The organism is Streptomyces sp. NPDC041122 (assembly GCF_055592445.1).
In genome coordinates this window covers 42,827-65,092 of sequence record NZ_JBVIYQ010000007.1, presented here as the reverse complement: position 1 = coordinate 65,092, position 22,266 = coordinate 42,827, and the positions used below count along the sequence as shown (strand labels likewise).

Annotated in this window: 19 protein-coding genes; 6 read left to right on the top strand and 13 right to left on the bottom strand. The window is 73.2% G+C overall.

Annotated features, from left to right (window positions below):
* Positions 1-6 precede the first annotated feature (6 nt).
* Positions 7-2,994 carry a glycoside hydrolase domain-containing protein gene (locus tag ACZ6B8_RS24635; protein WP_471608648.1) on the top strand — a complete coding sequence of 996 codons (2,988 nt, stop codon included), beginning with the start codon at positions 7-9 and terminating at the stop codon, positions 2,992-2,994.
* On the opposite strand, the gene ACZ6B8_RS24630 is transcribed toward ACZ6B8_RS24635, so the two are convergent.
* Complete coding sequence (locus ACZ6B8_RS24630) at positions 2,981-4,213, bottom strand: CapA family protein (protein ID WP_471608647.1); 1,233 nt, start codon at positions 4,211-4,213, stop codon at positions 2,981-2,983. The genes ACZ6B8_RS24635 and ACZ6B8_RS24630 overlap by 14 nt on opposite strands.
* Before the next feature lie 287 nt (positions 4,214-4,500).
* Here ACZ6B8_RS24630 and ACZ6B8_RS24625 point away from each other — a divergent pair, with 287 nt between their 5' ends.
* Together ACZ6B8_RS24625 and ACZ6B8_RS24620 are read left to right on the top strand one after the other, a co-directional pair.
* The gene (locus ACZ6B8_RS24625; RefSeq protein WP_471608912.1) at positions 4,501-5,013 is read left to right on the top strand and encodes a hypothetical protein; all 513 of its coding nucleotides are present in this window, start codon (positions 4,501-4,503) and stop codon (positions 5,011-5,013) included.
* A gap of 89 nt (positions 5,014-5,102) precedes the next feature.
* Positions 5,103-5,747: a zf-HC2 domain-containing protein gene (locus tag ACZ6B8_RS24620; RefSeq protein WP_471608646.1), complete on the top strand. Its 645-nt coding sequence runs from the start codon at positions 5,103-5,105 to the stop codon at positions 5,745-5,747.
* 50 nt (positions 5,748-5,797) lie between these two features.
* Here ACZ6B8_RS24620 and ACZ6B8_RS24615 read toward each other — a convergent pair whose 3' ends face one another.
* From ACZ6B8_RS24615 to ACZ6B8_RS24605, 3 genes are read right to left on the bottom strand one after another with little or no spacing between them, the layout of a single operon-like run.
* Complete coding sequence (locus tag ACZ6B8_RS24615) at positions 5,798-6,658, bottom strand: Fpg/Nei family DNA glycosylase (RefSeq protein WP_471608645.1); 861 nt, start codon at positions 6,656-6,658, stop codon at positions 5,798-5,800.
* Positions 6,651-8,783, bottom strand: coding sequence for a SpoIIE family protein phosphatase (locus ACZ6B8_RS24610; protein ID WP_471608644.1), 2,133 nt, complete (start codon positions 8,781-8,783; stop codon positions 6,651-6,653). Before ACZ6B8_RS24610 ends, ACZ6B8_RS24615 begins: the two co-directional genes overlap by 8 nt.
* Before the next feature lie 45 nt (positions 8,784-8,828).
* Complete coding sequence (locus tag ACZ6B8_RS24605) at positions 8,829-10,031, bottom strand: DUF6777 domain-containing protein (RefSeq protein WP_471608643.1); 1,203 nt, start codon at positions 10,029-10,031, stop codon at positions 8,829-8,831.
* Between the two features lie 216 nt (positions 10,032-10,247).
* Between ACZ6B8_RS24605 and ACZ6B8_RS24600 the strand changes: the two genes are divergently transcribed.
* On the top strand, positions 10,248-11,675 hold the full coding sequence (locus tag ACZ6B8_RS24600) for a lipase maturation factor family protein (RefSeq protein ID WP_471608642.1): 1,428 nt from the start codon (positions 10,248-10,250) through the stop codon (positions 11,673-11,675).
* 14 nt (positions 11,676-11,689) lie between these two features.
* Here the strand turns inward: ACZ6B8_RS24600 and ACZ6B8_RS24595 are convergent, their stop codons facing one another.
* Positions 11,690-12,577 carry a sigma-70 family RNA polymerase sigma factor gene (locus tag ACZ6B8_RS24595; protein ID WP_471608641.1) on the bottom strand — a complete coding sequence of 296 codons (888 nt, stop codon included), beginning with the start codon at positions 12,575-12,577 and terminating at the stop codon, positions 11,690-11,692.
* Between the two features lie 107 nt (positions 12,578-12,684).
* On the opposite strand from ACZ6B8_RS24595, the gene ACZ6B8_RS24590 reads away from it, so the two are divergent.
* Positions 12,685-13,143 (top strand): carboxymuconolactone decarboxylase family protein, encoded by a 459-nt coding sequence (locus ACZ6B8_RS24590; protein WP_471608911.1) that lies wholly within the window; start codon positions 12,685-12,687, stop codon positions 13,141-13,143.
* A 28-nt stretch (positions 13,144-13,171) separates the two neighbouring features.
* Here ACZ6B8_RS24590 and ACZ6B8_RS24585 read toward each other — a convergent pair whose 3' ends face one another.
* Genes ACZ6B8_RS24585 through ACZ6B8_RS24550 form a run of 8 tightly spaced genes read right to left on the bottom strand, consistent with a single transcriptional unit; the run spans position 13,172 to position 21,311 of the window.
* Positions 13,172-14,053 carry an amidohydrolase family protein gene (locus ACZ6B8_RS24585; RefSeq protein ID WP_471608640.1) on the bottom strand — a complete coding sequence of 294 codons (882 nt, stop codon included), beginning with the start codon at positions 14,051-14,053 and terminating at the stop codon, positions 13,172-13,174.
* Positions 14,050-14,364: an L-rhamnose mutarotase gene (locus tag ACZ6B8_RS24580; RefSeq protein WP_471608639.1), complete on the bottom strand. Its 315-nt coding sequence runs from the start codon at positions 14,362-14,364 to the stop codon at positions 14,050-14,052. The genes ACZ6B8_RS24585 and ACZ6B8_RS24580 overlap by 4 nt, the downstream gene beginning before the upstream one ends.
* The gene (locus tag ACZ6B8_RS24575; protein WP_471608638.1) at positions 14,361-15,428 is read right to left on the bottom strand and encodes an aldo/keto reductase; all 1,068 of its coding nucleotides are present in this window, start codon (positions 15,426-15,428) and stop codon (positions 14,361-14,363) included. Before ACZ6B8_RS24575 ends, ACZ6B8_RS24580 begins: the two co-directional genes overlap by 4 nt.
* Positions 15,425-16,180: an SDR family NAD(P)-dependent oxidoreductase gene (locus ACZ6B8_RS24570; protein ID WP_471071872.1), complete on the bottom strand. Its 756-nt coding sequence runs from the start codon at positions 16,178-16,180 to the stop codon at positions 15,425-15,427. The genes ACZ6B8_RS24575 and ACZ6B8_RS24570 overlap by 4 nt, the downstream gene beginning before the upstream one ends.
* Positions 16,177-17,517, bottom strand: a complete 1,341-nt coding sequence (locus ACZ6B8_RS24565) for an L-fuconate dehydratase (protein WP_471608637.1) — start codon at positions 17,515-17,517, stop codon at positions 16,177-16,179. Before ACZ6B8_RS24565 ends, ACZ6B8_RS24570 begins: the two co-directional genes overlap by 4 nt.
* Positions 17,518-17,564: 47 nt before the next feature.
* The gene (locus ACZ6B8_RS24560) at positions 17,565-18,611 is read right to left on the bottom strand and encodes an ABC transporter permease (protein ID WP_471608636.1); all 1,047 of its coding nucleotides are present in this window, start codon (positions 18,609-18,611) and stop codon (positions 17,565-17,567) included.
* The gene (locus ACZ6B8_RS24555) at positions 18,604-20,220 is read right to left on the bottom strand and encodes a sugar ABC transporter ATP-binding protein (RefSeq protein ID WP_471608635.1); all 1,617 of its coding nucleotides are present in this window, start codon (positions 20,218-20,220) and stop codon (positions 18,604-18,606) included. Before ACZ6B8_RS24555 ends, ACZ6B8_RS24560 begins: the two co-directional genes overlap by 8 nt.
* Positions 20,217-21,311, bottom strand: a complete 1,095-nt coding sequence (locus tag ACZ6B8_RS24550) for a sugar ABC transporter substrate-binding protein (RefSeq protein ID WP_471608634.1) — start codon at positions 21,309-21,311, stop codon at positions 20,217-20,219. Before ACZ6B8_RS24550 ends, ACZ6B8_RS24555 begins: the two co-directional genes overlap by 4 nt.
* A gap of 233 nt (positions 21,312-21,544) precedes the next feature.
* Here ACZ6B8_RS24550 and ACZ6B8_RS24545 point away from each other — a divergent pair, with 233 nt between their 5' ends.
* Positions 21,545-22,255: a FadR/GntR family transcriptional regulator gene (locus ACZ6B8_RS24545; protein WP_471071886.1), complete on the top strand. Its 711-nt coding sequence runs from the start codon at positions 21,545-21,547 to the stop codon at positions 22,253-22,255.
* Positions 22,256-22,266 lie beyond the last annotated feature (11 nt).

The window sequence follows — 22,266 nt, the reverse complement described above, 5'->3', positions numbered from 1 at the left end:
GCACAGATGGGTGAGACACAGCCGCGGCCCGGCCATCCCGAGCCGGAGCGCGGCCATCCCGAGCTGGAGTGCGGCATCGGCCTCTGGGATCAGGACGTCCACGGCAACCATCGCCTGCTGGTGGACGTGGCGGCCGCGGCCCCCGCCGTCGCCGCCGAACTCCCGTGGCGCCGCCAGGAGATGAGCGTACGCTCCGTGCTGGGCGACGTGGACGTGATCGTGCTCGGCCCGTCCGGGCTGCGGGTGCACAACACCGTGGCCGTGGAGGTGACCGAGGAGCGCGGCCGGATCGCCTTCGAACCGGTGGAGGGCCCCGGGGCCTACGCGGTGCACTATCTGCCGTACGCGCACACCGGCAAGCCGTACTACCCGCAGGCCGCCTACCGTCCGCCCACCCGCACCGCGGACCCCGGCTGGGCGCACCGCTGCGGCCTGGACGGCACCGGACCCGGCGGACCGGCCGCCGGCTGGGCGCTGCTCCCCCGCGCCGAGGCCTTCCGCTACGAGGCGGCGAGCGCCGTCGACTCCTTCGCCCCGATGGGCTTCGCGGCGACCGAGGCCGAACGCCTGGCGGTCCGACGCGCCCACGAGGGTGAGGCGTTCGTCCTCTACGGCGAGGACCGGGCGTATCCCCTCGGCCGGTACGGCAGCCTGCCGGCGCGCTGGGCGCGGGCCACGCCGGGCGCCCCTCTCGCCGGCACGGCCGACCGCGGCGAGTTCTACACGCTGCAGGCCGGTGTGTTCGCGCTCACCGACCTCGCGGACGTACGCGCCGAGGTGCGGGGGCTGCCCTTTCCCGTGCGGTGCCTCAGCACGGACGGCACCGACGCGCGCGGCACCGCCTTCCGGCGCGAGGTCGCGGTCCCCGCGGGCGGGGTGACCGCGCTGTGGCTCGGCGTCGACGTTCCCGAGCAGGCCAGGCCGGGCCGGTACGAGGGGGAGATCGCCGTCCGCGCGCACGGCGCACCCGAACGCACCCTGCCCCTGCTGCTCACCGTCGGCGAGACGGTGGTCGCCGACCACGGCGCGGGCGAACCCGCCCGGCTCGCCCGGCTGCGCTGGCTCGACTCGACGCTGGCCCAGGACGACGAGGTGGTTCCGCCGTTCACCCCCGTGCGGGTCGACGGCGACCGGCTCGCGCTCCTCGGCCGCACCGTCGAACTGGGCCCCGAGGGCCTCCCCCGGCGCCTCACCTCCACGTTCACCCCCTCCGTGACCCGCGCCGACGGCCCCGGCCGCGCGCTGCTCGCCGCCCCGGTCGCGCTCGACCTCGGCCGGCCCCTGGAGTACGCGCCGCTCGCCCTCGACCAGCCGGGCCCGGCGCGCGTGCGCTGGACGACCACAGCCACCGGCTCCGACGTTCTCCTGCGCACCGAGGGCGAGTTGGAGGCCGACGGCTTCCTCGTGGTGCGCGCCACCGTCGAGGCGACCGCCGACACCGAGCTCGACGTGCGCCTGGACGTGCCGCTGCGGGAGGACGTCGCGCGGTACGCGATGGGGCTCGGCCTGACGGGCCGCGCCTGCCCGGCGACGTACGACTGGAGCTGGCGGACCCCCACCCGCAATCAGGACGCCCTCTGGCTCGGCGACCCCTCCGCCGGGCTCCAGCTCTCGCTCCGCGACGAGCACTACGCCCGCCCGCTGAACACCAACTACTACCGGGAGAAGCCCCTGGTCACACCCCGCTCCTGGGCGGGTGACGGGGACGGCGGGGTGCGGCTGCGGACGGATGACGGGGTGCGCCGCCTCACCGCGTACAGCGGGCCGCTGCGGCTGCGCGCGGGCGAGAGCCGCCGCTTCGAGTTCCGGCTGCTGCTCACCCCGTTCAAACCGCTCGACCCGGCGCGCCAGCTCGGCGAGCGCTACTACCACGCGTACGCCGCGCCCGAGGAGGTCGCGGCGTACGGCGCGAACGTCGTCAATCTGCACCACGCCACACCGCCCAACCCGTACATCAACGACCCGCTGCTCGCCGCGGAGACCCTGCGCGCCTACACCGACGAGGCGCACCGCCTCGGCGTGCGCGTGAAGGTGTACGACACGGTGCGCGAACTCACCCGGCACACGCCGGAGTTGCCGGTGCTCGCCGCGTTCGGCGACGAGATCTTCGCGCCCGGTCCGGGCGGCGGACACGCCTGGCTGCAGGAGCACCTGGGCCGGCGTCACGTGCCGGGGTGGGTGGCCCCCGACGTCGGCGACGTCGCGGTCGTCACCTCCGGAGACTCGCGCTGGCACAACTCCTATGTGTGCGGCATCGAGCGGCTGCGCCGGGTGGTCGGCGTGGACGGGCTGTATCTGGACGACGTGGCGTACGACCGGACCACCATGAAGCGGGTCCGCAAGGCGCTCGCCCGGTCCGGGGGTTCCGCGCCCCTGGTCGACCTGCACTCGTGCAACCAGTTCCGGGAGCCGGACGGGTTCTCCTCCAGCGCCAACCTCTACGCGGAGCTGCTGCCCTACGTCGACCGGCTCTGGCTCGGCGAGCTCTTCGACTACGACGACGGGGACGGCGCCGACCCCGCCTACTGGCTGGTCGAGATCTCGGGCATCCCCTTCGGACTGATGGGCGAGATGCTGGAGGGCGGCGGCAATCCGTGGCGCGGCCTCGTCTTCGGCATGACGGCGCGGGCCCCGATGACCGATGTGCGGCCGCTGTGGCGGGCCTTCGACCGGCTGCGGCTGCCGGAGGCGGAGATGACCGGCTGGTGGGCGGGCGAGCCGCCGGTGCGGACCGGCCGGGACGACGTCCTCGCGACGACGTGGCGGGGCCCCGGCGGGACCGTCACGGCGCTCGCGTCCTGGGCGGCGGGGCCCACCGAGGCCGTGCTGACCACGGACTCCGGTCCGGTGGCCGCGTACGCCCCGGCCATCGAGGGGTTCCAGCCCGAGCGGTCGTTCGCCGCGGGCGCGCCGGTCCCGGTGGCCCCGGGGCGCGGCTGGCTGCTGCGGATCGCGCCGCCCGCGGAGGGAACCGCTCCGGCTACTTCCCCATGACCAGGCCGTCCTTGCCCGCTCCCCGGCTCAGGACGACGCGGCGGATCCGGTCGCGTACGTCGCCCACCTCGGCGCCACGGTCGAGCGCCCGGTTGAGGTTGACGACGCGATGGGAGTCCGTGTCGAACAGCATCGGCAGGAACTCGGCCTTCTTCACCTGCCAGCGCTCCCCGTCCTTCGCCGGCGGCTCGAAGGTGAAGCGGCCGATGGTGCCCTGGTTGCCGCGCGGGTCGGGCTCGTCCTCGTGGTTGATCATCGCGCCGGCGATCTGGTCACCCATGCCGTAGATGACCCAGGTGCCGTTGACCTTCTCGTAGGCCTGCGGCACGTGGGCGTGCGTGCCGAGCAGCAGATCGATGTCGGGGCGCCCGTCCGTGCGGGACGCCGTCAGCCGTCTGCCCAGGCTCAGCTGCTGCCGGTCGGGCGCGTCCTGCCACTCCGTGCCCCAGTGCAGGCTGACCACCACGACGTCGGCGCCCGCCTTGCGTGCCGCCCGGGCGTCCGCGACGATCTTGGCGCGGTCGATGAGGTCGACCGACCAGGGCTTGCCCTTGGGCAGCGGATAGCCGTTCGTGCCGTAGGTGTACGCGAGTTGGGCGATCTTGGCGTCGCCGGCCCGCAGCCAGGCCGGGCTCTTGCCCTCCGCGGCCGTGCGGGCCGATCCCGCGTGCTTGACGCCCGCCTTGTCGAGCGCGTCCAGCGTGCGCCGGATGCCGTCCGCGCCGTCGTCCAGGGTGTGGTTGGAGGCGGTCGAGCACGAGTCGTACCCGGTCGCCTTGAGGCCGCGGGCGACCTGGGGCGGGGACTTGAAGGCCGGGTAGCCGGAGTAGTCGCCGTCGGTCCCGTAGACCGTCTCCATGTGGCAGATCGCCAGGTCGGCCTCGGACACCACCGGCTTGGCGCCGGCCAGCATGGGCGCGAAGTCGTAGCCGTCGCCGTCCGCGTCGGCGTTGGCCTGGCGGATGATGGAGGCGTGCGGCAGGACGTCCCCGGAGGCGACCAGGGTGAAGCCGCGCCGCTGGGCAGCGGAGCCGCCGACCGGGGACTGCGCCGAGGTGGTCGTCCACGGCTGGGCGGAGCAGGCGGCGGCCCCGGCCACGCCCGCGGCCAGGAGGGCCGCCGCGGCGGCGGTCGCGGGGCGCCGCCGCCGGACGCGGCGTGTGATGGCCGATGTCGGAGGGGTTCTTGTGGGCCGTGAGATCCGTGGGCGGTGCGTCATGGGTGGACTCCGTGGCTGGGGCGTTATCCGGCCAGATGAATCCACATACGGAAATCACATCAAATCAACAACCATTGCCGTCATAGTCCCTGAAACGGAGTCAAAAGGCCGACCCTGTGACGCGAACAACACGAGGGGCCCCACCTGCGGTGAAACGGCAGGCCGGGTCAAGGGTCGGTAAAGCGCCTTGCTCCGCACCCCTCGCAGGGAATCGGCTGTCCTCACCGTGTGCCGGATTGGGGGGCCAGAGGCCGGTGACGCGCACGGACCGGAGGAAGGCGGAGCGGATGCGGCACGAGAGCAGAGGGAACACGGACGACCCCCAGGGCGGCGAACTGGCCGTCCCCATGGCGTGGTTGTACGCCGAGTACATCGCCGACGAGTTGCTGCGCACCGGCGATCTGATGCCGCCCACCTCCTTCGAGTACCGGGCGGGGCGCTACGCCCTCGCGCTGACGATCTTCCTCTCGGACAGCAAGGGCGAGCTGTCCGGCATCCGCGTGGTGTCGCAGCTGGAGACCTGGCTGACTCTGACCGCGTACGGCCAGCCGTGGCAGGACTGGGTCCGGGAGCGGCTGGCGCAGCGCACCGTGGACGCCGTCGCCGCCGGCGGCCCCCGGCCCGATCTGGAGCTCGCCGACCGGGCGTGGCGCTGGCTGCAGGAGACCGAGCTGCTCGCCCCGGACCTGGACGCGGTGCCCGGCCGGGCCGTGCCGGGCGAAGAGGACGGACCGAAGGTGTGGACCCCGGCCTGGCGCCTCGGGCTGCCGCTCGGGCATCTGGCGATCCATCTGTTCTGAGCCCCGGCGCGGCCCTTGAGTGATTCCGCGGCCCCGTGCGTACCGGAGGGCGAGCAGCACCCCACCGACACGGAACGGCAAGGAACACCATGAGGTCCCTGGAGCCGCATCGTGACGCGGGCGCCTACGCGCTCGGCCTCCTCGACGACGCGGACGCCTTCCGCTTCGAGGACCACCTCGCGGCCTGCCCCGCCTGCCTCCACGCGCTCGACGAACTCTCCGCCACGACACGCCAGTTGCGGCTCTACTGCCGGGTGACACCGGCCGCCGTGCCGCCCTCCGCCGCGCCCTCCGCGAGCCTTCTCGACGGTGCGCTGCGGGAGACCGCGCGGCACTGCGGCGCGCGCCGCGGACGCCGCCTCGGCGCCGCCGTCGTCTGTACCGTCCTGGTGGCCGCCGCCCCGGCCCTGGCAGCGCTGACGACGACGGCGCCGGAACCGGTGCGGATCACTGCCCGGGACCCGCACGGCGGGGCCGTGGCCACCCTGACCGCCCGGGACCGTGTGTGGGGGTCGGAGATCGGGCTCACGGTGCGGGACGCGGCGGCCCGCGGGCGGGTCTGCGAGCTGGTGGCCGTCGCCGCCGACGGCTCCGAGCAGACCGTCACCACGTGGCGGACGCCCGAGCGCGCGGTGCGGACCCGGGGCACCTCGGCGCTGCGCACCGGCCGGACCGTGCGGTACGAGGTGCGCACGGCCGACGGCAAGGCGCTGCTGACGCTGCGGCGCCCCTGAGCGGTACACCCGCGCCGACCTGGCGGACGGTCTGTCCCGCGTTCCGCTGACTACTTCAGCAGCCGCGACATCCGCCGGTCCGCGAGCAGCTTCCCGCCCGTCTGGCACGTCGGGCAGTACTGCAGCGAGGAGTCGGCGAAGGAGACCTCGCGGATCGTGTCGCCGCACACCGGACACGGCTCCCCGGTACGGCCGTGCACTCGCAGGCCGCTCTTCTTCTCGGCCTTGAGCCGGCCCGCCGCGACACCGTGCGAGCGCTCCACGGCCTGGTTCAGCGTATCCAGCAACGCCACATGCAACCCATGGATCTCCTCCTTCGTGAGGCTCGACGTGAGCCGGAACGGCGACATGCGGGCCGCGTGCAGGATCTCGTCGCTGTAGGCGTTCCCGATGCCCGCGATCAGGCTCTGATCGCGCAACGCCCCCTTGATCTGCCGCCGTTCACCCGACAGGAGGTCCGCGAACCGCTTCTCGTCGAAGTCCGGGACCAGCGGATCCGGCCCCAGCCGTGCGATGCCCGGGATCTCCTCGGGCGCCTCGGTGACGTACACCGCGAGCCGCTTCTGGGTGCCCGCCTCCGTGAGGTCGAAGCCCTCAGACGACTCCAGGGCGACGCGCAGCGCCAGCGGGCCCTTGCCGGGGCGCGGTACGCCGTCGGGCAGCCGGTCGTACCACCGCAGCCAGCCGGCCCTGGCGAGGTGGGTGACCAGGTGCGGGCCGCCGGTGGCGATGTCGAGGAACTTGCCGTGCCGCTCCACCGCGGTGACGGTGCGGCCCTCCAGGGCGGAGAGCGGCGGGTCGTACGTCTTCAGGACGCTGATCGCGGCGGGCAGCACCCGCTCGATCTCCCGGCCGACCAGATGGTCCCGCAGAAACTCCTTCAGGGCCTCGACTTCTGGCAGTTCAGGCATGGTTCTCCCTCAACTCCGGCTGATCGGCCGGCACGACGAACTCGCACCACACACACTTGCCGCCGCCCCGCGCCTCCACGCCCCACCCGTCCGCGAGCCGGTCCACCAGGAGCAGGCCGCGGCCGGAGACCCCGTCGTCGCCCGCGTCGCGTCGGCGCGGCAGGGCGCTGGAGGAGTCCTCGACGTCGACGCGCAGCCGCCGCTCGCTGCCGCTCAGCACCCGCAGGGTCACCACCGCGGCGCCGTCGGTGTGCATCAGCGCGTTGGTGATCACCTCGTCGGCGACCAGTTCGATCTCGTCGGCCCGCTCGCCCGCGCCCCAGGCCCGGACGGCCGCCCTGATCATGTGCCGGGCGTCGGCGAGCGCCTCGGGGTCGCTGGGCGCCACGTGCTGCTGGAGGCGGCCGCCGGAGCGCGGGGCGTCGACGGCGTGCCGGCGCATCAGGAGCAACGCGGCGTCGTCGTCGCCCCCGCGTCCGTCGACGATGCCGCAGAGCCGGTCGGCGAGGCGCTGCAGATCGCGGGGGCCGACGGCGGCGAGCTCCGCGAGGGCCTGCATGCCGTCGTCCAGGTCGGCGCCCGGCTCCTCCACGAGTCCGTCGGTGCAGAGCAACAGTGTCTGTCCCGCGTCGAGTTCGAGGGTGGTGACGGGGTAGTCGAGCCGCCCGAACTCGGCGGACAGGCCGAGCGGCAGTCCGCCCGCCACCTGCACCCGGCGGCAGGAGCCGTCGGCCAGCTGCACCAGCGGATCGAGGTGGCCGGCCCGGACGAACTGCACCACGCCGGTGGACAGGTCCGCCTCGGCGTACAGACAGGTCGCGAAGCGGTCGGTGTCCAGTTCGTGCAGGAAGGTGGAGGCGCGGGCCATGACGGTGGCGGGCGTGTGGCCCTCGGCGGCGTAGGCGCGCAGCACGATGCGGAGCTGGCCCATGACGGCGGCGGCGTGCGTGTCGTGGCCCTGGACGTCGCCGATGACGGCGCCGACCCTGCCGCCCCCGGCGGGGGTGCCGCCGGGCAGCGGGATGACGTCGTACCAGTCGCCGCCGATGTCCCGGCCGAGCGCCGCCGAGCGGTAGCGTACGGCGATCTCCGCGCCGGGGACGCCCGGGATGCTGCGCGGCAGCATGGCCTGCTGGAGGCCTTGGGCGAGGTCCTTCTCCTGTTCGTAGAACATGGCGCGCTGCAGGCTCTGCGCGATGCTGCTGCTCAGCGCGACCAGGACGTTGCGCTCCTCCGTGGTGAAGCCGGTCTTGTCCTGGTAGAGCAGGCCGAGGACGCCGACGGCCCGGCCTTGCGCGATCAGCGGCAGATACGCGGCCGCGGTGATGCCGAGTTCGTCGATGTGCGGCCACAGCAGCGGGTACGACTCGGCGAAGTCGTCGGCCGTGTCGATGTAGCGCGGGGCGAGGGTGCGGACGACCTCGCTCATGGGGTAGTCCTCGTCGACGCCGGTGATGCGGGTGCCCTGGACATAGCTGCCGGCGGGTCCCTCGGCCACGAGCCGGACGCGGCCGGCCTCGACGAGGCCCATGACGAGGTTGGACGCCCCGAGGTGGGCGAGGCCGTGGGTGTCCCGGAGCACGTCGATGACGTCCCGTACCGTGCGGGCGTGCGCCAGCGCCGCCGTGGTGCCCTGCACGAGGGTCGTGGTGCGGCGCCGCTCGGCCTCCTCGTCGGCGCGCTCGGACAGCGCGGCCGGGCTGTCGCCGAGTTCGCGGGTGGCGTCCCGGACGATGCCCAGGATGCGGTGGGGCCTGCCCGTCTCGTCGCGCTGGATGCAGCCCTGGGTGTGGGTCCAGCGCAGCGAGCCGGAGCGACAGCGGATCCGGAAGTACGCGCCGTAGGTGTCGCTGCCGTCCTTCAGGGCGTGCGAGACGGTCTGGTCCAGGCGGTGCGCCTCGACGGTGGGGACGCGGAAGGCGAGGGTCTCGGGCCGGCCGTCGTACTCGTCGGGGTGGACGTCGAAGACCTCGTGGGCGGTGGCGTCCATCGTCATGTGGCCCGTGACCAGGTCCCAGTCGAAGCGGCCCATGCGCAGCACTTTCCCGTACAGCGAGAGGAAGCAGCCGTCCGACTCCCCGGCCGGCTGCCCGCAGCGGCAGTGCCCCGCCGGGTCGTGCTCCATGGGCCCACGCTAGGCGGAGGCCCGGGCGCCCGCACGCGGGGAGGGTCAGGTGTCGAAGGTTCCGGGGTCGCTGTCGGAGAAGGGGTTCGGGGAGAGGAACGGGTCGTCGGGCACGAGCCCGTCCTCCTCCGGGGTGGGCGGCTCGGTGAGGTCCTCCGGGGCCGGGGGCGTGTCCGACGGCGTCTCGGGCGTGGGGCAGCCGGGCGGCAGCGACGGGGAGGGGTCGGACGGCGTGCCGAAGGGAGTGTCGGACGGCATGCCGGTCTGCGTGGGGCAGTCGGTCGAGGAGTCGCCGGGGTCCGGGTCCTGGAAGGGCTCGGTGGGGTCCTCCGGGCTGCCGCTGCGGTCCTGCTCGCCGGGTTCGGTGGCGTCCGGGTCCGTGGGGCCGGGGTCCGTCGGGTCGGGGTCCGTGGGCGGGGTCGAGGGCGGTGGGGTGGTCGGGGCCGGCGAGGTCGGGGTGGGCGTGGGGGCCGTCGGCGGCTTGGTCGCGCGGTCGTGGCCGGCGTGCTCGTCCCCTGTCTTCCGCTCGATCCAGGTGTGGTCGACGATGTTGACGATGACGAGGCTCGTGACCGGCCGGGGCGCGGGGGTCACGACGACGACGCGCGAGGCCTCGTAACCGCTCCACGCACGGCCGTTCGGGCGGGGCGTGTGCCGGCGGGCGGCGGGCGGCTTCAGCGGGTTCCCGCACGCGCAGCGCACGCGCGGCAGTCCACGGTCGTCGACCAGGACGGCCGTGCCGGACTGCAGGACGGCCTGGAAGGCTCGCGCGGAGCCGTCGCGGTAGCCGTGGTTGGTGACGCGTGTGTCGGCCCGCAGGACGACGGGGGTCAGACCCCGCAGATACTCCGGGACGGCGGCCCGTTCGATACCTGACGCCTGCGCGAAGGCGCGGGCCCTGGCGCGGTCGGCGTCGAGGAAGCGCACCTGCCGGTCGACGTCGCAGCTGCCGACGGCGTGCGTGCCGCCGTAGAGCCCCGGCGTCGCGCCCGACACGGTGCGGGTGCCCTGCGGTGTGGCCGATCCCGTCGGCGAGGGCTGCGGCGAACGGGTGACGGGCGGCGGGGACCCGGCGTCCTTCGCAGTGGAGTCGGTGAACGGGTCGGGGCCCTGCGCGGCGACCGGCTGCAGGAACAGCTCGCCATCGCCGCCGGCCGCCTTCCGGTCGCTCCCGCCGGAGCAGCCCGCGACCGCGAGGGCCGCGGATATCGCGAGGACGAACGCGTGGGTCCTGGGGGGTGTACGCACCGGTTCTCCCGCCGTTGCCGTGCTGTCCGCCCCTGGTCCGGGGAGACCTTGCGTCATTGTCTGCCGGGGTCCGGACGGACCCGCAAGCCGAACGGGGTCGCCCCGCACGCGGGCCCCGGGCCACGGCCCAGGGCTAGGGCTACGGCTCCCCCGGCGACCCTGTGCCCTCCCCGGTCCCTCACTGCCGAAGGGCCTGGCCGACGGCACAATGGAGCCGTGGAGTGGTTCACGGCTGACACGTACTGGCTGAGCCGGCTGGTCTTCCAGCGGGCCCTGGCCGCGGTCTACCTCGTGGCCTTTCTCGGCGCCGCCCTGCAGTTCCGGGCCCTCATCGGGGAGCGCGGGATGTTGCCGGTGCCGCGCCATGTGGAGCGGGTGCCGTTCCGCCGGGCGCCGAGCCTGTTCCAGCTGCACTATTCGGACCGGTTCTTCGCGTCGTGCGCCTGGCTGGGCTCTGCGGTGGCGGTGGCGCTGCTCGCCGGGCTCGACGGGCACCTGCCGCTGTGGGGCGCGATGGCGCTGTGGCTGGTTCCGTGGGCGCTGTACCTGTCCATCGTGAACGTGGGGCAGACCTGGTACGGCTTCGGCTGGGAGTCACTGCTCCTCGAGGTCGGCTTCCTCGCCGTCCTCCTCGGCAACGACCGGGTGGCACCGCCCGTCCTGGTCCTGTTCCTGCTGCGGTGGGTGCTCTTCCGCGTGGAGTTCGGTGCCGGGCTCATCAAGATGCGCGGCGACGCGTGCTGGCGCGAGCTCACCTGCCTGGACTTCCACCACGAGACACAGCCGATGCCGGGTCCGCTCAGCTGGTACTTCCACCATCTGCCGCGCTCCGCGCACCGGGTGGAGGTGGCGGCCAACCACGTTACCCAACTCGCGGTTCCCTTCCTGCTGTTCACCCCCCAGCCGGTGGCGACGGGCGCGGCCTGCCTGATGATCGTGACCCAGCTGTGGCTGGTCCTCTCGGGCAACTTCGCCTGGCTGAACTGGCTCACGATCGTCCTCGCGGCGTCCGCCCTCGATCTGTCCCCCTGGCACACGGCCCCCGCAGTGGCGGACCCGCCCCTCTGGTACGCGGTGGTGGTCACCGTCGTCGCCGCGGGCCTCCTGGCGCTGAGTTACCGCCCCGTGCGCAACCTGCTGTCCCGGCGGCAGGTCATGAACACCTCGTTCGACCCGCTGCACCTGGTCAACTCCTACGGCGCGTTCGGCAGCGTCAGCCGGGTCCGCCAGGAAGTCGTCATCGAGGGCACGGCGGATCCGGTGGCGCGCGAGGACTCCGACTGGCGGGCCTACGAGTTCAGGGGGAAGCCGGGTGACGTGCGGCGGTGGCCGCGCCAGTTCGCGCCCTACCATCTGCGCCTCGACTGGATGATGTGGTTCGCCGGGCTCTCCCCCGCGTACGCCGGGTCGTGGTTCGGGCCGCTGGTGGAGCGCCTCTTGGACGGCGACCGCGACACGCTGCGGCTGCTGCGCCGCTCACCGTTCCCGCCCGACGCCCCGCCCACGTACATCCGCGCCCGGCTCTACCGCTACCGGTACACGACGTGGCGCGAGCGGCGCGAGACAGGGGCCTGCTGGGAGCGTACGTACGTGCGTGAGTTCCTGTCCCCGACCCGGCTCGCCGCACCGGCCCGGGGGCAGTAGGGCGGGCGTCGCCCTCACGCCGGGGCGGGGAGGTTCATGAGGCCCAGCCTCTCCGGGTCGGTCATGGCGGTGATCCCGGTGACGAGGCCGTCCGTGACGGTGAGGACGAGCAGGGCGCGTGGGGTGCCGTCCTCGTTCCAGGAGAGCACGCCGGGGCGGCCGTTGACGGTCACCGCGGCTCCCCGCGCCGCGCTGCCGGCGACCCATGCCCGGGCTGCGACCTCCGTGGCCCCGAGCGTGACGTACGTGCCGTTGCCCGGGGTGTGGACGGTCAACTCCACTTCGGGGTGGAGGACCTTCAGCAGTTCCTCGAAGCGTCCGTCGCCCGCCGCGGCCAGGAAGGCCCGGACCACCGCGCGTTGCTGCGGCCCGTCGTCCGCCGCCGGCCGGGTGGTCCGCCCCGTGCCGGCCTTCCTGCGGGCCCGGCTCGTCAGCATCTTGGTCGCGTCGGTGGACTTGCCGAGTATCGCGGCGATCTCGGCGTGCGGCACGGCGAACACGTCGTGCAGCACGAACGCCAGCCGTTCGTCCGGGCGCAGCGAGTCGAGGACGGTGAGGAGCGCGAGGCCGACGGAGTCCCCGAGCGCCACGAGTTCGTCCGGAGCCGGGGCGTCGTCGAGCGTCACGGTGAACTCGTCGAGCCGGTCGTCGAGGGTGAGCTGCGGCCGGGTTCGGCCCGACCGCAGCGCGTCGAGGCTGAGCCTGCCGACCACGGTGGTCAGCCAGCCGCCGAGGTTGTCGATGGTGCCGGCGTCCTGGCGGGAGAGCCGCAGCCACGCCTCCTGGACCACGTCCTCCGCGTCGGCGTGCGAGCCGAGCACGCGGTGGGCGACGGCCCTGAGCCGGTCGCGGTGACTCTCGAAGGCCTCGGCGACCGAGTCCGTGGGAGGGGTGTGGGGCATGTGGTTACCTTCCTCGAAGCTGCTCCGTCAGAGGGGTGACGGGCGCCGACCCCGGAACGTAACCCCGACGATCAAGGAGAGCACTTCCCATGGAGAACCGCCTCAAGATGGAGAACCGCCTCAAGAACAAGGACACCGGTAACCCCGACCTGCGGACCGCGATCCAGCACCTGCACAAGGCGATCGCGGCCGGGGGCGTCGACCCCGGGCTGCTCGCGCTGGTCCACCTGCGCGCCAGCCAGATCAACGGCTGCTCGGCGTGCGTCCACGCGAGCGTCGCCGCCGGCAAGAAGGCCGGTGAGACCGACGAGCGGCTGCACGCCGTGGCAGCGTGGCGCGAGACGCCGTTCTACACCGACGCGGAGCGTGCGGCGCTGGCGCTGGCCGAGGCCGCCACCCGGCTGCAGGACGGAGCGGAAGGCGTCACCGATGCGATCTGGGACGAGGCCGACGCCCACTTCACGGAGGAGCAGATCGGCGCCATCAACCTGGAGATCGCGCTGACCAACTTCTTCAACCGCGTCAACCGCACCATCAAGGAACCGGCGGGCCGGACGTGGGGCTGAGGGCTGTCCCAGGGACTACGTGCGGGAGTCAGATGCCGTACACGCTGCGGGCCGTCCCGCCGAACACCGCTCCCCTCTCGTCGGCGTCGAGGTGCTGGGTCAACAGCCTTGCCGTGTCCAGGACTTCGACGTACCGCGCCGCCAGCGTGCTGACGGGCCAGTCGGAGCCGAACATCAGCCGTTCGGGACCGAAGGCGGCGAGGACGGTGTCCGCGTAGGGCCGCAGGTCGTCCACCGTCCACGTCCGGTGGTCCGCCTCGGTCACCATCCCGGAGAGCTTGCACACCGTGTTGGGGCGGGCCGCGAGTGACCGGACGGCCGATGCCCAGGGTTCGAGGGCGCCGGAGGCGATGGGCGGCTTGCCCAAGTGGTCCAGGACGAAGGTGAGTCCGGGGTGTTCCGTCGCCGCCTTCGCGCAGGCGGGCAGGTGGTGGGGCAGGACGACGAGGTCGTAGGCGAGGTCCGCGGCGGCCACCGCGGCGAGCCCGGCGTGGACGTCGGGGCGCAGCAGCCACTCGGGGTCCGGCTCGCCCTGCACCTCGTGGCGGATGCCCACCAGGTGGCGTCCGCCGGGGAGTTCGCGGAGGGCGGCCAGCGTGTCCGCCACGTCGGGGCGCGTCAGGTCGACCCAGCCGACGACTCCCGCGACCAGCTCGCTCCCGGCCGCCAGGGCCAGCATCTCCGGGGTCTCCTCGGGTGCCGTGACCGTCTGCACGAGGACGGTCGCGGTGACTCCCGCCGCCCGGGCCTCCGGCGCGAGATCGGCCAGGGAGAAGTTCCGGCGGATCGGCGCGAGGGCCTCGCCGGTGATCCAGTCCTGCTCGCGCACGGACAGGTCCCACACGTGGTGGTGGGCGTCGACGAGGGACGGCCCGGCCGCCGCGCCGTCGGCTCCCGCGCCCCCGGTCACGGCAGCTCCCACACGACGGGCAGGCCGGCCGCCGCGCCCTCGGCGGAGTAGTCGTGCACCACGTCGAGCAGTTCCGCCATGCGGGCCTGCCAGGCGATGTTGACCGGCAGCTTCTCCAGCTCGGCGAGCATCCTGCCGTAGTCCTCGCACTCCAGGACGTGGAACAGGTCGGTGCCGCCGCGCCAGATGGTCCAGGAGGACACGCCCGCGGCGCGGATCGCGGCCGTGAGCTCGGCGGGGACCGCGCGGTGGGCGTCGTCGTACTCCTCGACACGGTCGGCCCGGACCTCGGTGTGCAGCGCGACCCTCATGGGCGGTCCTCTCCTCGTACGTCAGCGGGCACACGTCGTACGTCACCGGGTGTGGACGCCCGTACGTCACCGGGCACGGGCACCTGCGACGGCAGCAGCCCCGTCACGCGCGCCTCCTGCCAGAACGCGTCCGGCACCGGCGTCCCGAACTGCCGCGCCGCGTCCGTCACCTGGTCCGGGGCGTGGATGCCGACCAGCACGCTGGCGACGGCGGGGTGGCCGAAGGGGAAGGCCAGCGCGGCGGCCCGCAGGGTGGTGCCGTGCCGTTCGGCGAGGGCACCCAACGCGCGGGCGCGTGCGAAGAGTTCGGGCGGTGCCTCGGTGTAGTCGAAGCGCGCCCCCGGGCGGGGATCGGCGAGCAGTCCCGAGTTGAAGACGCCGCCGATGACGACCGACACGCCCCGCTCGCTCGCCGCCGGGAGCAGCTCGGCGAGGGCGGTGTGGTCCAGGAGGGTGTACCGGCCGGCGCAGAGCACGGCGTCGACGTCCGTGTCGCGGACGAACCGGGCCAGCATCCCGGCCTGGTTCATGCCCGCTCCTATGGCGCCGACGACGCCCTCGGAGCGCAGCCTCTCCAGGGCCGGGTAGCCCTCGCGGAAGGCTTCCTCGGCGTGGTGGTCGGGGTCGTGCAGGAGGACGACGTCGATCCGGTCGACGCCGAGGCGGGCGAGGCTCGACTCGATGGAGCGGCGCACGCCGTCCGCGCTGAAGTCCCAGACCCTGCGGTGCGTCCGCGGCACCGCGAAACCGCCGTCGGCGAGGTCGTCACCGCGCACCTCGTCGGCCGGCTCCAGGAGTCTGCCGACCTTCGTGGACAGGACGTACGAGGAGCGGTCCCGGCCGCGCAGCGCCGCGCCGAGTCTGCGCTCGGACAGGCCGAGGCCGTAGTGCGGCGCGGTGTCGAAGTAGCGGATGCCCGCGTCCCAGGCGCGGTCGAGTGCGGTGGCGGCCCGCTCGTCGGTGACCGGTGCGTAGAGGTTGCCGATGCCGGCGCCGCCGAAGGACAGCTCGGTCACCTCGACGCCGCCGGGGCCGAGCGGGCGCCGGGCCAGGACGGCGCTCACGAGGCGGCGGGGCGGAGCCGCAGTCCCTGCATGCCGCCGTCGACGGCGAGGGCGGTGCCCGTGGTGGCGCCCGAGAGCGGGCCCGCCAAGTAGGCGATGGCGCCCGCGACTTCGTCCGCGGTGACGAGCCGGCCGGTGGGCTGTCGGGCCGCCAGGGCGGCCCGTTCGGCGGCCGGGTCGGGTGCGGCGTCCAGGAGGCGGCCGATCCACGGGGTGTCGACGGTGCCGGGGTTGACGCAGTTGACGCGTATCCCTTCCCGTACGTGATCGGCCGCCATCGCGAGGGTGAGGGAGAGCACCGCGCCCTTGGACGCCGCGTACAGGGCGCGCTGCGGGAGGCCCGCGGTGGCGGCGATGGAGCAGGTGTTCACGATCGCCGCGTGCGGGGATGCCCGCAGGTGGGGCAGGGCGGCGCGGGTGGTGCGGACGATCCCGAGGACGTTGACGTCCAGGACGGCGTGCCACTGGGCGTCGTCGTTGTCCTCGACGGTGCCCTGCGCGCCGATGCCCGCGTTGTTGACCAGGATGTCGAGCCCGCCGAGGTCGGCGGCGGCCGCCGCGACGGCCTCCCGTACGGACGCGTCGTCGGTGACGTCGGCGGAGTACGGGTGGAGGGGCTTGGCCACGCCGGCCGGGTCGCGGTCGACCACGGCGACCTGGGCGCCGTGTGCGGCGAGGAGTTCGGCGGTGGCCCGGCCGATGCCGGAGGCGCCGCCGGTGACGAGGGCGTTGAGCCCCTGGAAGTCGCTCATGCGGCTGCTCCCTTGTCCGGTGCGAGGTCGGCGGCCCAGAACGTGCCGCCCGGGTAGGTGTACGCGGCGACGGAGCCGGCCCGCATCGTCGCCGAGAAGCCCGGCGCGGTCGGGGCCGTGTAGTGGCCCGCGCGCAGCACGACCGGGTCGGTGAAGTGTTCGTGGAGGTGGTCGACGTACTCGATGACGCGGTCCCGCGTGGTGCCGGCGAGCGCCACGTAGTCGAACATCGACAGGTGTTGGACGAGTTCGCACAGGCCGACGCCGCCCGCGTGCGGGCAGACCGGCACGCCGAACTTGGCGGCCAGCAGCAGGATCGCGAGGTTCTCGTTGACCCCGCCGACCCGGGCCGCGTCGATCTGCAGGATGTCGATGGCACCGGCCTGGAGGAGCTGCTTGAACACGATGCGGTTCTGCACGTGTTCACCGGTGGCGACCTTGACCGGGGCGACGGCGGAGCGGATGGCGGCGTGCCCGAGGACGTCGTCGGGGCTGGTGGGTTCCTCGACCCAGTAGGGATCGAACGCGGCGAGCGCGCGCGTCCAGCGGACCGCCTCGTCGACGTCCCAGCGCTGGTTGGCGTCGACGGCCATGCGGATGTCCGGGCCGATGGCCTCGCGGGCGGTGCGGCAGCGGCGGATGTCGTCGTCGAGGTCCGCGCCGACCTTCAGCTTGATCTGGGTGAAGCCGTCGGCGACGGCCTGCCGGGCGAGCCGGGTGAGCTTCTCGTCGCTGTAGCCGAGCCAGCCGGGCGAGGTGGTGTATCCGGGGAAGCCCCGCTCCCGGAGCAGCGCCGTGCGCTCCGCGGCGCCCACCCGTCCGGTGCGCAGCAGGCCGAGGGCCTCCTCCGGGGTGAGCGCGTCGGCGATGTAGCGGAAGTCGACCTGGGAGACGAGCCATTCGGGGGTGGCGTCGGCGAGCAGCTGCCACAGCGGCTTGCCCGCGTGTTTGGCCGCGAGGTCCCAGGCGGCGTTGACGACCGCGCCGATCGCCATGTGCATCACGCCCTTCTCGGGGCCGAGCCAGCGCAGCTGGCTGTCGCCGATCAGGGCGCGGTTGACGGTGCCGGGGTCGGCGCAGAGCTCGTCGACGGGCCGGCCGACGACGTGGTGGCGCAAGGACTGGATCGCCGCGACCTGGACGTCGTTGCCGCGTCCGATGGTGAAGGTGAAGCCGTGCCCCTCCAGGCCGTCGGCGGCGTCGGTGCGCAGCACCACATAGGCCGCGGAGTAGTCGGGGTCCGGGTTCATCGCGTCGGAGCCGTCCAGCTCCCGTGAGGTCGGGAACCGTATGTCGTAGGTGTCGACCGCGGTGATGCGGGCGGGGGTCGGGGACACAGGAGGCCTTTCCGGAAAGGGGCGGGGCGCGCGGAACCGGTGGTCGGTCAGTCCTGTGCGCGGCCCGTGGTGACGCGGGCGATCATCAGGGCGACCAGGATGATTCCGCCGTAGATGGCCTGGATCCAGAAGGACGGCACCTGGGCGAGGGTGAGCAGGTTCTGTACGACGCCGAGCAGCAGGACGCCGGTGAGGGCGCCGACCATGGTGCCCTTGCCGCCGTCGAGGCTGATGCCTCCGATGACCGCGGCGGCGAACACGGTGAAGATCATGTTCTGGCCCTGGTTGGCGTTGATGGCGCCCACGTAGCCGGTCTGCATGAGGCCGCCGGCCGAGGCGAGGACGCCGGCGACGACGAACACGCCGAGCATGACGCGCTCGACGCGGATGCCTGCGGCGCGCGCCGCGTCCGGGTTGCCGCCGATGGCGTACAGGGCGCGGCCCACCCGGTGGTACTTGAGGACGAAGCCCGCGGCGCCGAAGGCGGCCGCGGCCAGCCACACCGACAGGGGGATGCTCAGGAAGGTGGTGGTGGCGAGGGTGTAGAAGGCGTCGGACATGCCGAAGAGGGTCTTGCCCTCGGTGGCACCGACGAGCAGGCCGCGCAACACGATGAGCATGGCGAGCGTCACGATGAACGCGTTGAGCTTGAGCTTCACGACGAGGATGCCGTTGAAGGCACCGATGACCGCGCCGACGAGCAGGATGGCGAGGATGCCGACGGCGGCCGGCAGGTCGGTGCCGAACCCGGCCTGTGCGGCGGGCAGCACCAGGAGCGCGCCGACGGCGGGCGCGATGCCGACGACCGACTCCAGGGAGAGGTCGAACTTGCCGGTGATGAGGACGAGCGACTCGGCGAGGACGACCATCGCGAGCGCGGCGGACGCACCGAGGATGGAGATGAGGTTCCGCTCGGTCAGGAAGGAGTCGTTGACGAGCGCGCCGAACAGCATCAGCAGCAACAGTGCGGGTACGAGGGCGAGTTCGCGGGCCCGACGCAGGGCGATGCTCTTCGCTGCGCGGGCTTGGACAGGGCTCTTCGGCACGGCGGTTGCGGACGCCGGCTGGGCCGACGGGGCCTTGATGTCAGCCACGGTGGTCTCCTTGTTCCTTCGCTGCGGGACGGTGGGGGCTTGTCGCGCAGTTCCCCGCGCCCCTTGCGGGTCCCACGCCCTCGATCGACGCGATGAGGTCCCGGTCGGCGAAGCCCGCCGCGTGCTCCGCGACGATCCGGCCGTGGAAGAGGACGAGGACGCGGTCGCAGCGGCGCAGGTCGTCCAGTTCGTCGGAGACGACGAGGACGGCGGTGCCGTCGTCGCGGGCGTTGTCCACGCGGGCGAGCAGCGACTCCTTGGACTTCACGTCGACGCCCGCGGTCGGGTTGATGAGGATCAGCAGGCGGGGGTCACGGGCGAGGGCGCGGGCCATGACGACCTTCTGGGCGTTGCCGCCGGAGAGGTCGGAGACGGGCTGGTCGGGGCCCTCGGCGTGGATGTCCAGCCGGTCGATGAGGTCGCGGGCGAAGCGGCGCCGGGCGCCGGTGCCGACGAATCCGTGACGGCCGAGCCGGTCGAGGACGCTCATCGTGGCGTTGTCGCCGATGGTCATGCCGAAGACGAGGCCCTGGCCGTGGCGGTCGCGCGGGACGCAGCCCACCCCGGCGCGCAGGGCGGCCCGCACGTCGCCGAACGGCAGGGGGCGGCCGTCGATCCTGGCGGTGCCCGCGGTCGGCGTGTGCAGTCCGGCGAAGCTCTCCGCGAGGTTGATCTTGCCGCTGCCGCTGGAGCCGGCGAGGCCGACGACCTCCCCCTTGCGGACGGTCAGGTCGATGCCGGCGTACGACGCGCCGCTCAGGCCCTCGACGTCGAGCAGGACCGGGGCGTCGGCGGGGACCACGGTGCGGGCCACGGCCCGCTCGGCCTCGGCCTGTGCGGCGATGACCTCGCCCGCCATGGCCTCGACCAGGGCGGCGCGCGGCAGTTCGGCGACGGGTGCGCTGGTGATCCAGCGGGCGTCGCGCAGCACGGTGACGGTCTGGCACACCTCGTACACCTCTTGGAGGTGGTGCGAGATGAACAGGAAGGTGACGCCGGATTCCTGCAGGACGCGCATGCGGGTGAAGAGGCGCTCGATCTCGCGGTTGTCGAGCTGCGCGGTCGGCTCGTCGAGCACGATGAAGCGGGCTCCGAAGCTCAACGCGCGGGCGATCTCCACCATTTGGCGGTCCTCGACCTTGAGGTCGGCGGTGCGTGCCTCGGGGTCGACGCGCACGTCCCAGGTGTCGAGGAGCCGCGCCGCCTCGGTCCGCAGTCCGCGCCAGCTGATGAGTCCGCCGCGGCCTGCGGGCTGCCGGTTGATGAAGAGGTTCTCGGCGACGGTCAACTCGGGTACGACGGTGGGCTTCTGGTAGACGCAGGCCACCTTGCGGCGCCAGGCGTCGCGGTCGGCGAGGGGCGGCGCGGGCTCGCCGTCGAAGCGGACGGTGCCCGCGTCGGGTGCCTGGAGTCCGGTGAGGACGGTGACGAGGGTGGACTTGCCCGCGCCGTTGCGGCCGACGAGGGCGTGCGACTCGCCGGGCTGGACGGTCAGCCGGCCGTCCCGCAGCGCGACGGTGGGTCCGTACCGCTTGACGATGCCGGACGCCTCGACGAGCGGGGGCACGTCGGCCCGGCCGGTGGGGGGCTTGGTCGTCGGGATGCTCATGTGACCGTGTTGCCCCACAGCTCGGCGTCGTCGACGTTCTCTTCGGTGACCAGCGGCGCGGGCAGCTGGTCCTCCAGGACGCCGCCGGGCAGCTCGACGATCTCGGAGCCGTGGTCGGTCGGCCCGGGCTCGAACTTCTTCCCGTTCATCGCGGCCTTGATGTAGTACATGCCGTACTTGGCGTAGGCGTCGGCGGGTTGCGAGACGGTGGCGTCGATCTGGCCCTTGCGGATGGCGTCGAACTCCTGGGGGATGCCGTCGTTGGACACGACGGCGATGTGGCCCTTCTCGCCCGCCTTCTTCAGCATCCCCTTCGACTTCAGCGTCTGGAGGGTGGGGGCGAGGTAGACGCCCCCGGCCTGCAGGTAGATCCCCTTGATGTCGGGGTGGGAGTTGAGCAGCGTGTCCAGCTTGGCGGCGGCGGTGTCGGACTCCCACTTGGCGGGGATCTCAAGCGCCTTGAGCTTCGGGTATTTCCTCTTCACGCAGTCCCGGAAGGCCTTGGAGCGCTCACGGCCGTTGACGGACGCGAGGTCGCCCATGACCTGGACGACCTTGCCGGTCTCGACCTGCTTGCCGAGGTAGTCGCAGGCCTTCTCGCCGTACGCCACGTTGTCGGCCCGCACCACCATGGCGACCTTGCCCTTCTCGGGCGCGACGTCCACGGCGACCACGGGCACGCCCTTGCGCTCGGCCTGGTCGAGGCCGGCGGAGATCGCGGCGCTGTCGAGCGGCGCGACGACGAGTCCCCTGACGCCCTGGTTGAGCTGGTTGTTGATGTCCGTGATCTGCTGCGAGGGGTCACTGTTGGAGTTGACGGTCTTCATCGCGTCGACGCCCTCGGATTTCGCCATCTTCGGCACGTAGTCGTTGTACGACTGCCAGAACGGGGAGGTCAGCAGGGGCAGGACCACGCCGACCCGGCCCTCGCCGCCGCCCCCGTCGCCGGGCGCCGCGGTGTCCTTCGTGCTGCCGCACGCCGTGAGTGCCAGGGAGGCGCAGACGGCCGCGGCGGCGGCGCGCACCACCCGCGACGTCCCCGTCCCGCCGGGCCTGTTGCTGGGCCTGTCGCGCACTTTCCTGCCGGCCATCTGACGGCTCCTCATCGAGGGGGAAACGAAAGGGGATCGAGCGTGATCCAGCGTGATCCAGCGCGCCCCGGCCCGCTTCGAGCGGTCGCCGGGACCCGATGACGCGAATATTTATCAGACCACTTGGCGCCCACAACACCCCTCGTCGGCAACTTTTCCCGCTTTCCGGCCGTAGTGGTCGGACCACATCTCTGGCTAGACTGCCGCGCACCCGTCCAGTGGAGGAGCGTTACGTGGACCAGCCGGACCAGTCCGCCCCGCAGAAGGGCACCGTGACGCAGCGGGCCATCGAACAGATCAAGGCGATGATCGGCGAGGGCCGCCTCGAACCGGGGCAACGCCTGCCCACCGAGCGGGACTTGGCGGCTCAGCTCGGCATCTCGCGCTCCTCGATGCGCGAGGCGATCCGTGCGATGACGGTGCTCGGAGTGCTCGAGGCCCGGCACGGGTCGGGCATCTACGTGACCCGGCTGGAGGCCGGGGATCTGCTCGAGACCTTCGGGGTGGTCGCGGACCTCTCCCGCGGGCCACGCCTGGTCGAGCTCCTGGAGGTGCGCCGGGTCCTGGAGTCCACCGCGACCGCGCTGGCCGCCGCGCGGATATCGGCGGACCAACTGGCGGACGTCGAGAAGCACTTGGAGGCGATGAACGCCACCGACGACCCGGAGGAGATCCTCTCCCACGACCTGGCGTTCCACCGCACGATCGCCTTCGCGGCCGGCAACGACACGATGGCCGCGATCCTGGAGGGCCTCTCCTCCCGCACGTTCCGCGCCCGGGTCTGGCGCGGCTACCAGGAGGAGGGCGCCTTCGAACGCACCCGCCGCGAGCACGCCCGCATCCACCGGGCCCTCGTCGCACGGGACCCCGAGGCGGCCCGCGCCGCCGCGGCGGCGCACGTCGGCGAGGTCGAGGAGTGGCTGCGGGCGCAGGTGGAGGGGTGAACCCCGCCCAC

Coding starts and splice junctions, on each gene's coding strand:
- ACZ6B8_RS24635 (WP_471608648.1), top strand. CDS start 7: ATGGGTGAGACACAGCCGCGGCCCGGCCATCCCGAGCCGGAGCGCGGC.
- ACZ6B8_RS24570 (WP_471071872.1), bottom strand. CDS start 16,180: ATGAGCGACTTCCAGGGGCTCAACGCCCTCGTCACCGGCGGCGCCTCC.
- ACZ6B8_RS24625 (WP_471608912.1), top strand. CDS start 4,501: ATGCGGCACGAGAGCAGAGGGAACACGGACGACCCCCAGGGCGGCGAA.
- ACZ6B8_RS24595 (WP_471608641.1), bottom strand. CDS start 12,577: ATGCCCCACACCCCTCCCACGGACTCGGTCGCCGAGGCCTTCGAGAGT.
- ACZ6B8_RS24580 (WP_471608639.1), bottom strand. CDS start 14,364: ATGAGGGTCGCGCTGCACACCGAGGTCCGGGCCGACCGTGTCGAGGAG.
- ACZ6B8_RS24555 (WP_471608635.1), bottom strand. CDS start 20,220: ATGAGCATCCCGACGACCAAGCCCCCCACCGGCCGGGCCGACGTGCCC.
- ACZ6B8_RS24550 (WP_471608634.1), bottom strand. CDS start 21,311: ATGGCCGGCAGGAAAGTGCGCGACAGGCCCAGCAACAGGCCCGGCGGG.
- ACZ6B8_RS24620 (WP_471608646.1), top strand. CDS start 5,103: ATGAGGTCCCTGGAGCCGCATCGTGACGCGGGCGCCTACGCGCTCGGC.
- ACZ6B8_RS24615 (WP_471608645.1), bottom strand. CDS start 6,658: ATGCCTGAACTGCCAGAAGTCGAGGCCCTGAAGGAGTTTCTGCGGGAC.
- ACZ6B8_RS24610 (WP_471608644.1), bottom strand. CDS start 8,783: ATGGAGCACGACCCGGCGGGGCACTGCCGCTGCGGGCAGCCGGCCGGG.
- ACZ6B8_RS24630 (WP_471608647.1), bottom strand. CDS start 4,213: ATGACGCACCGCCCACGGATCTCACGGCCCACAAGAACCCCTCCGACA.
- ACZ6B8_RS24590 (WP_471608911.1), top strand. CDS start 12,685: ATGGAGAACCGCCTCAAGAACAAGGACACCGGTAACCCCGACCTGCGG.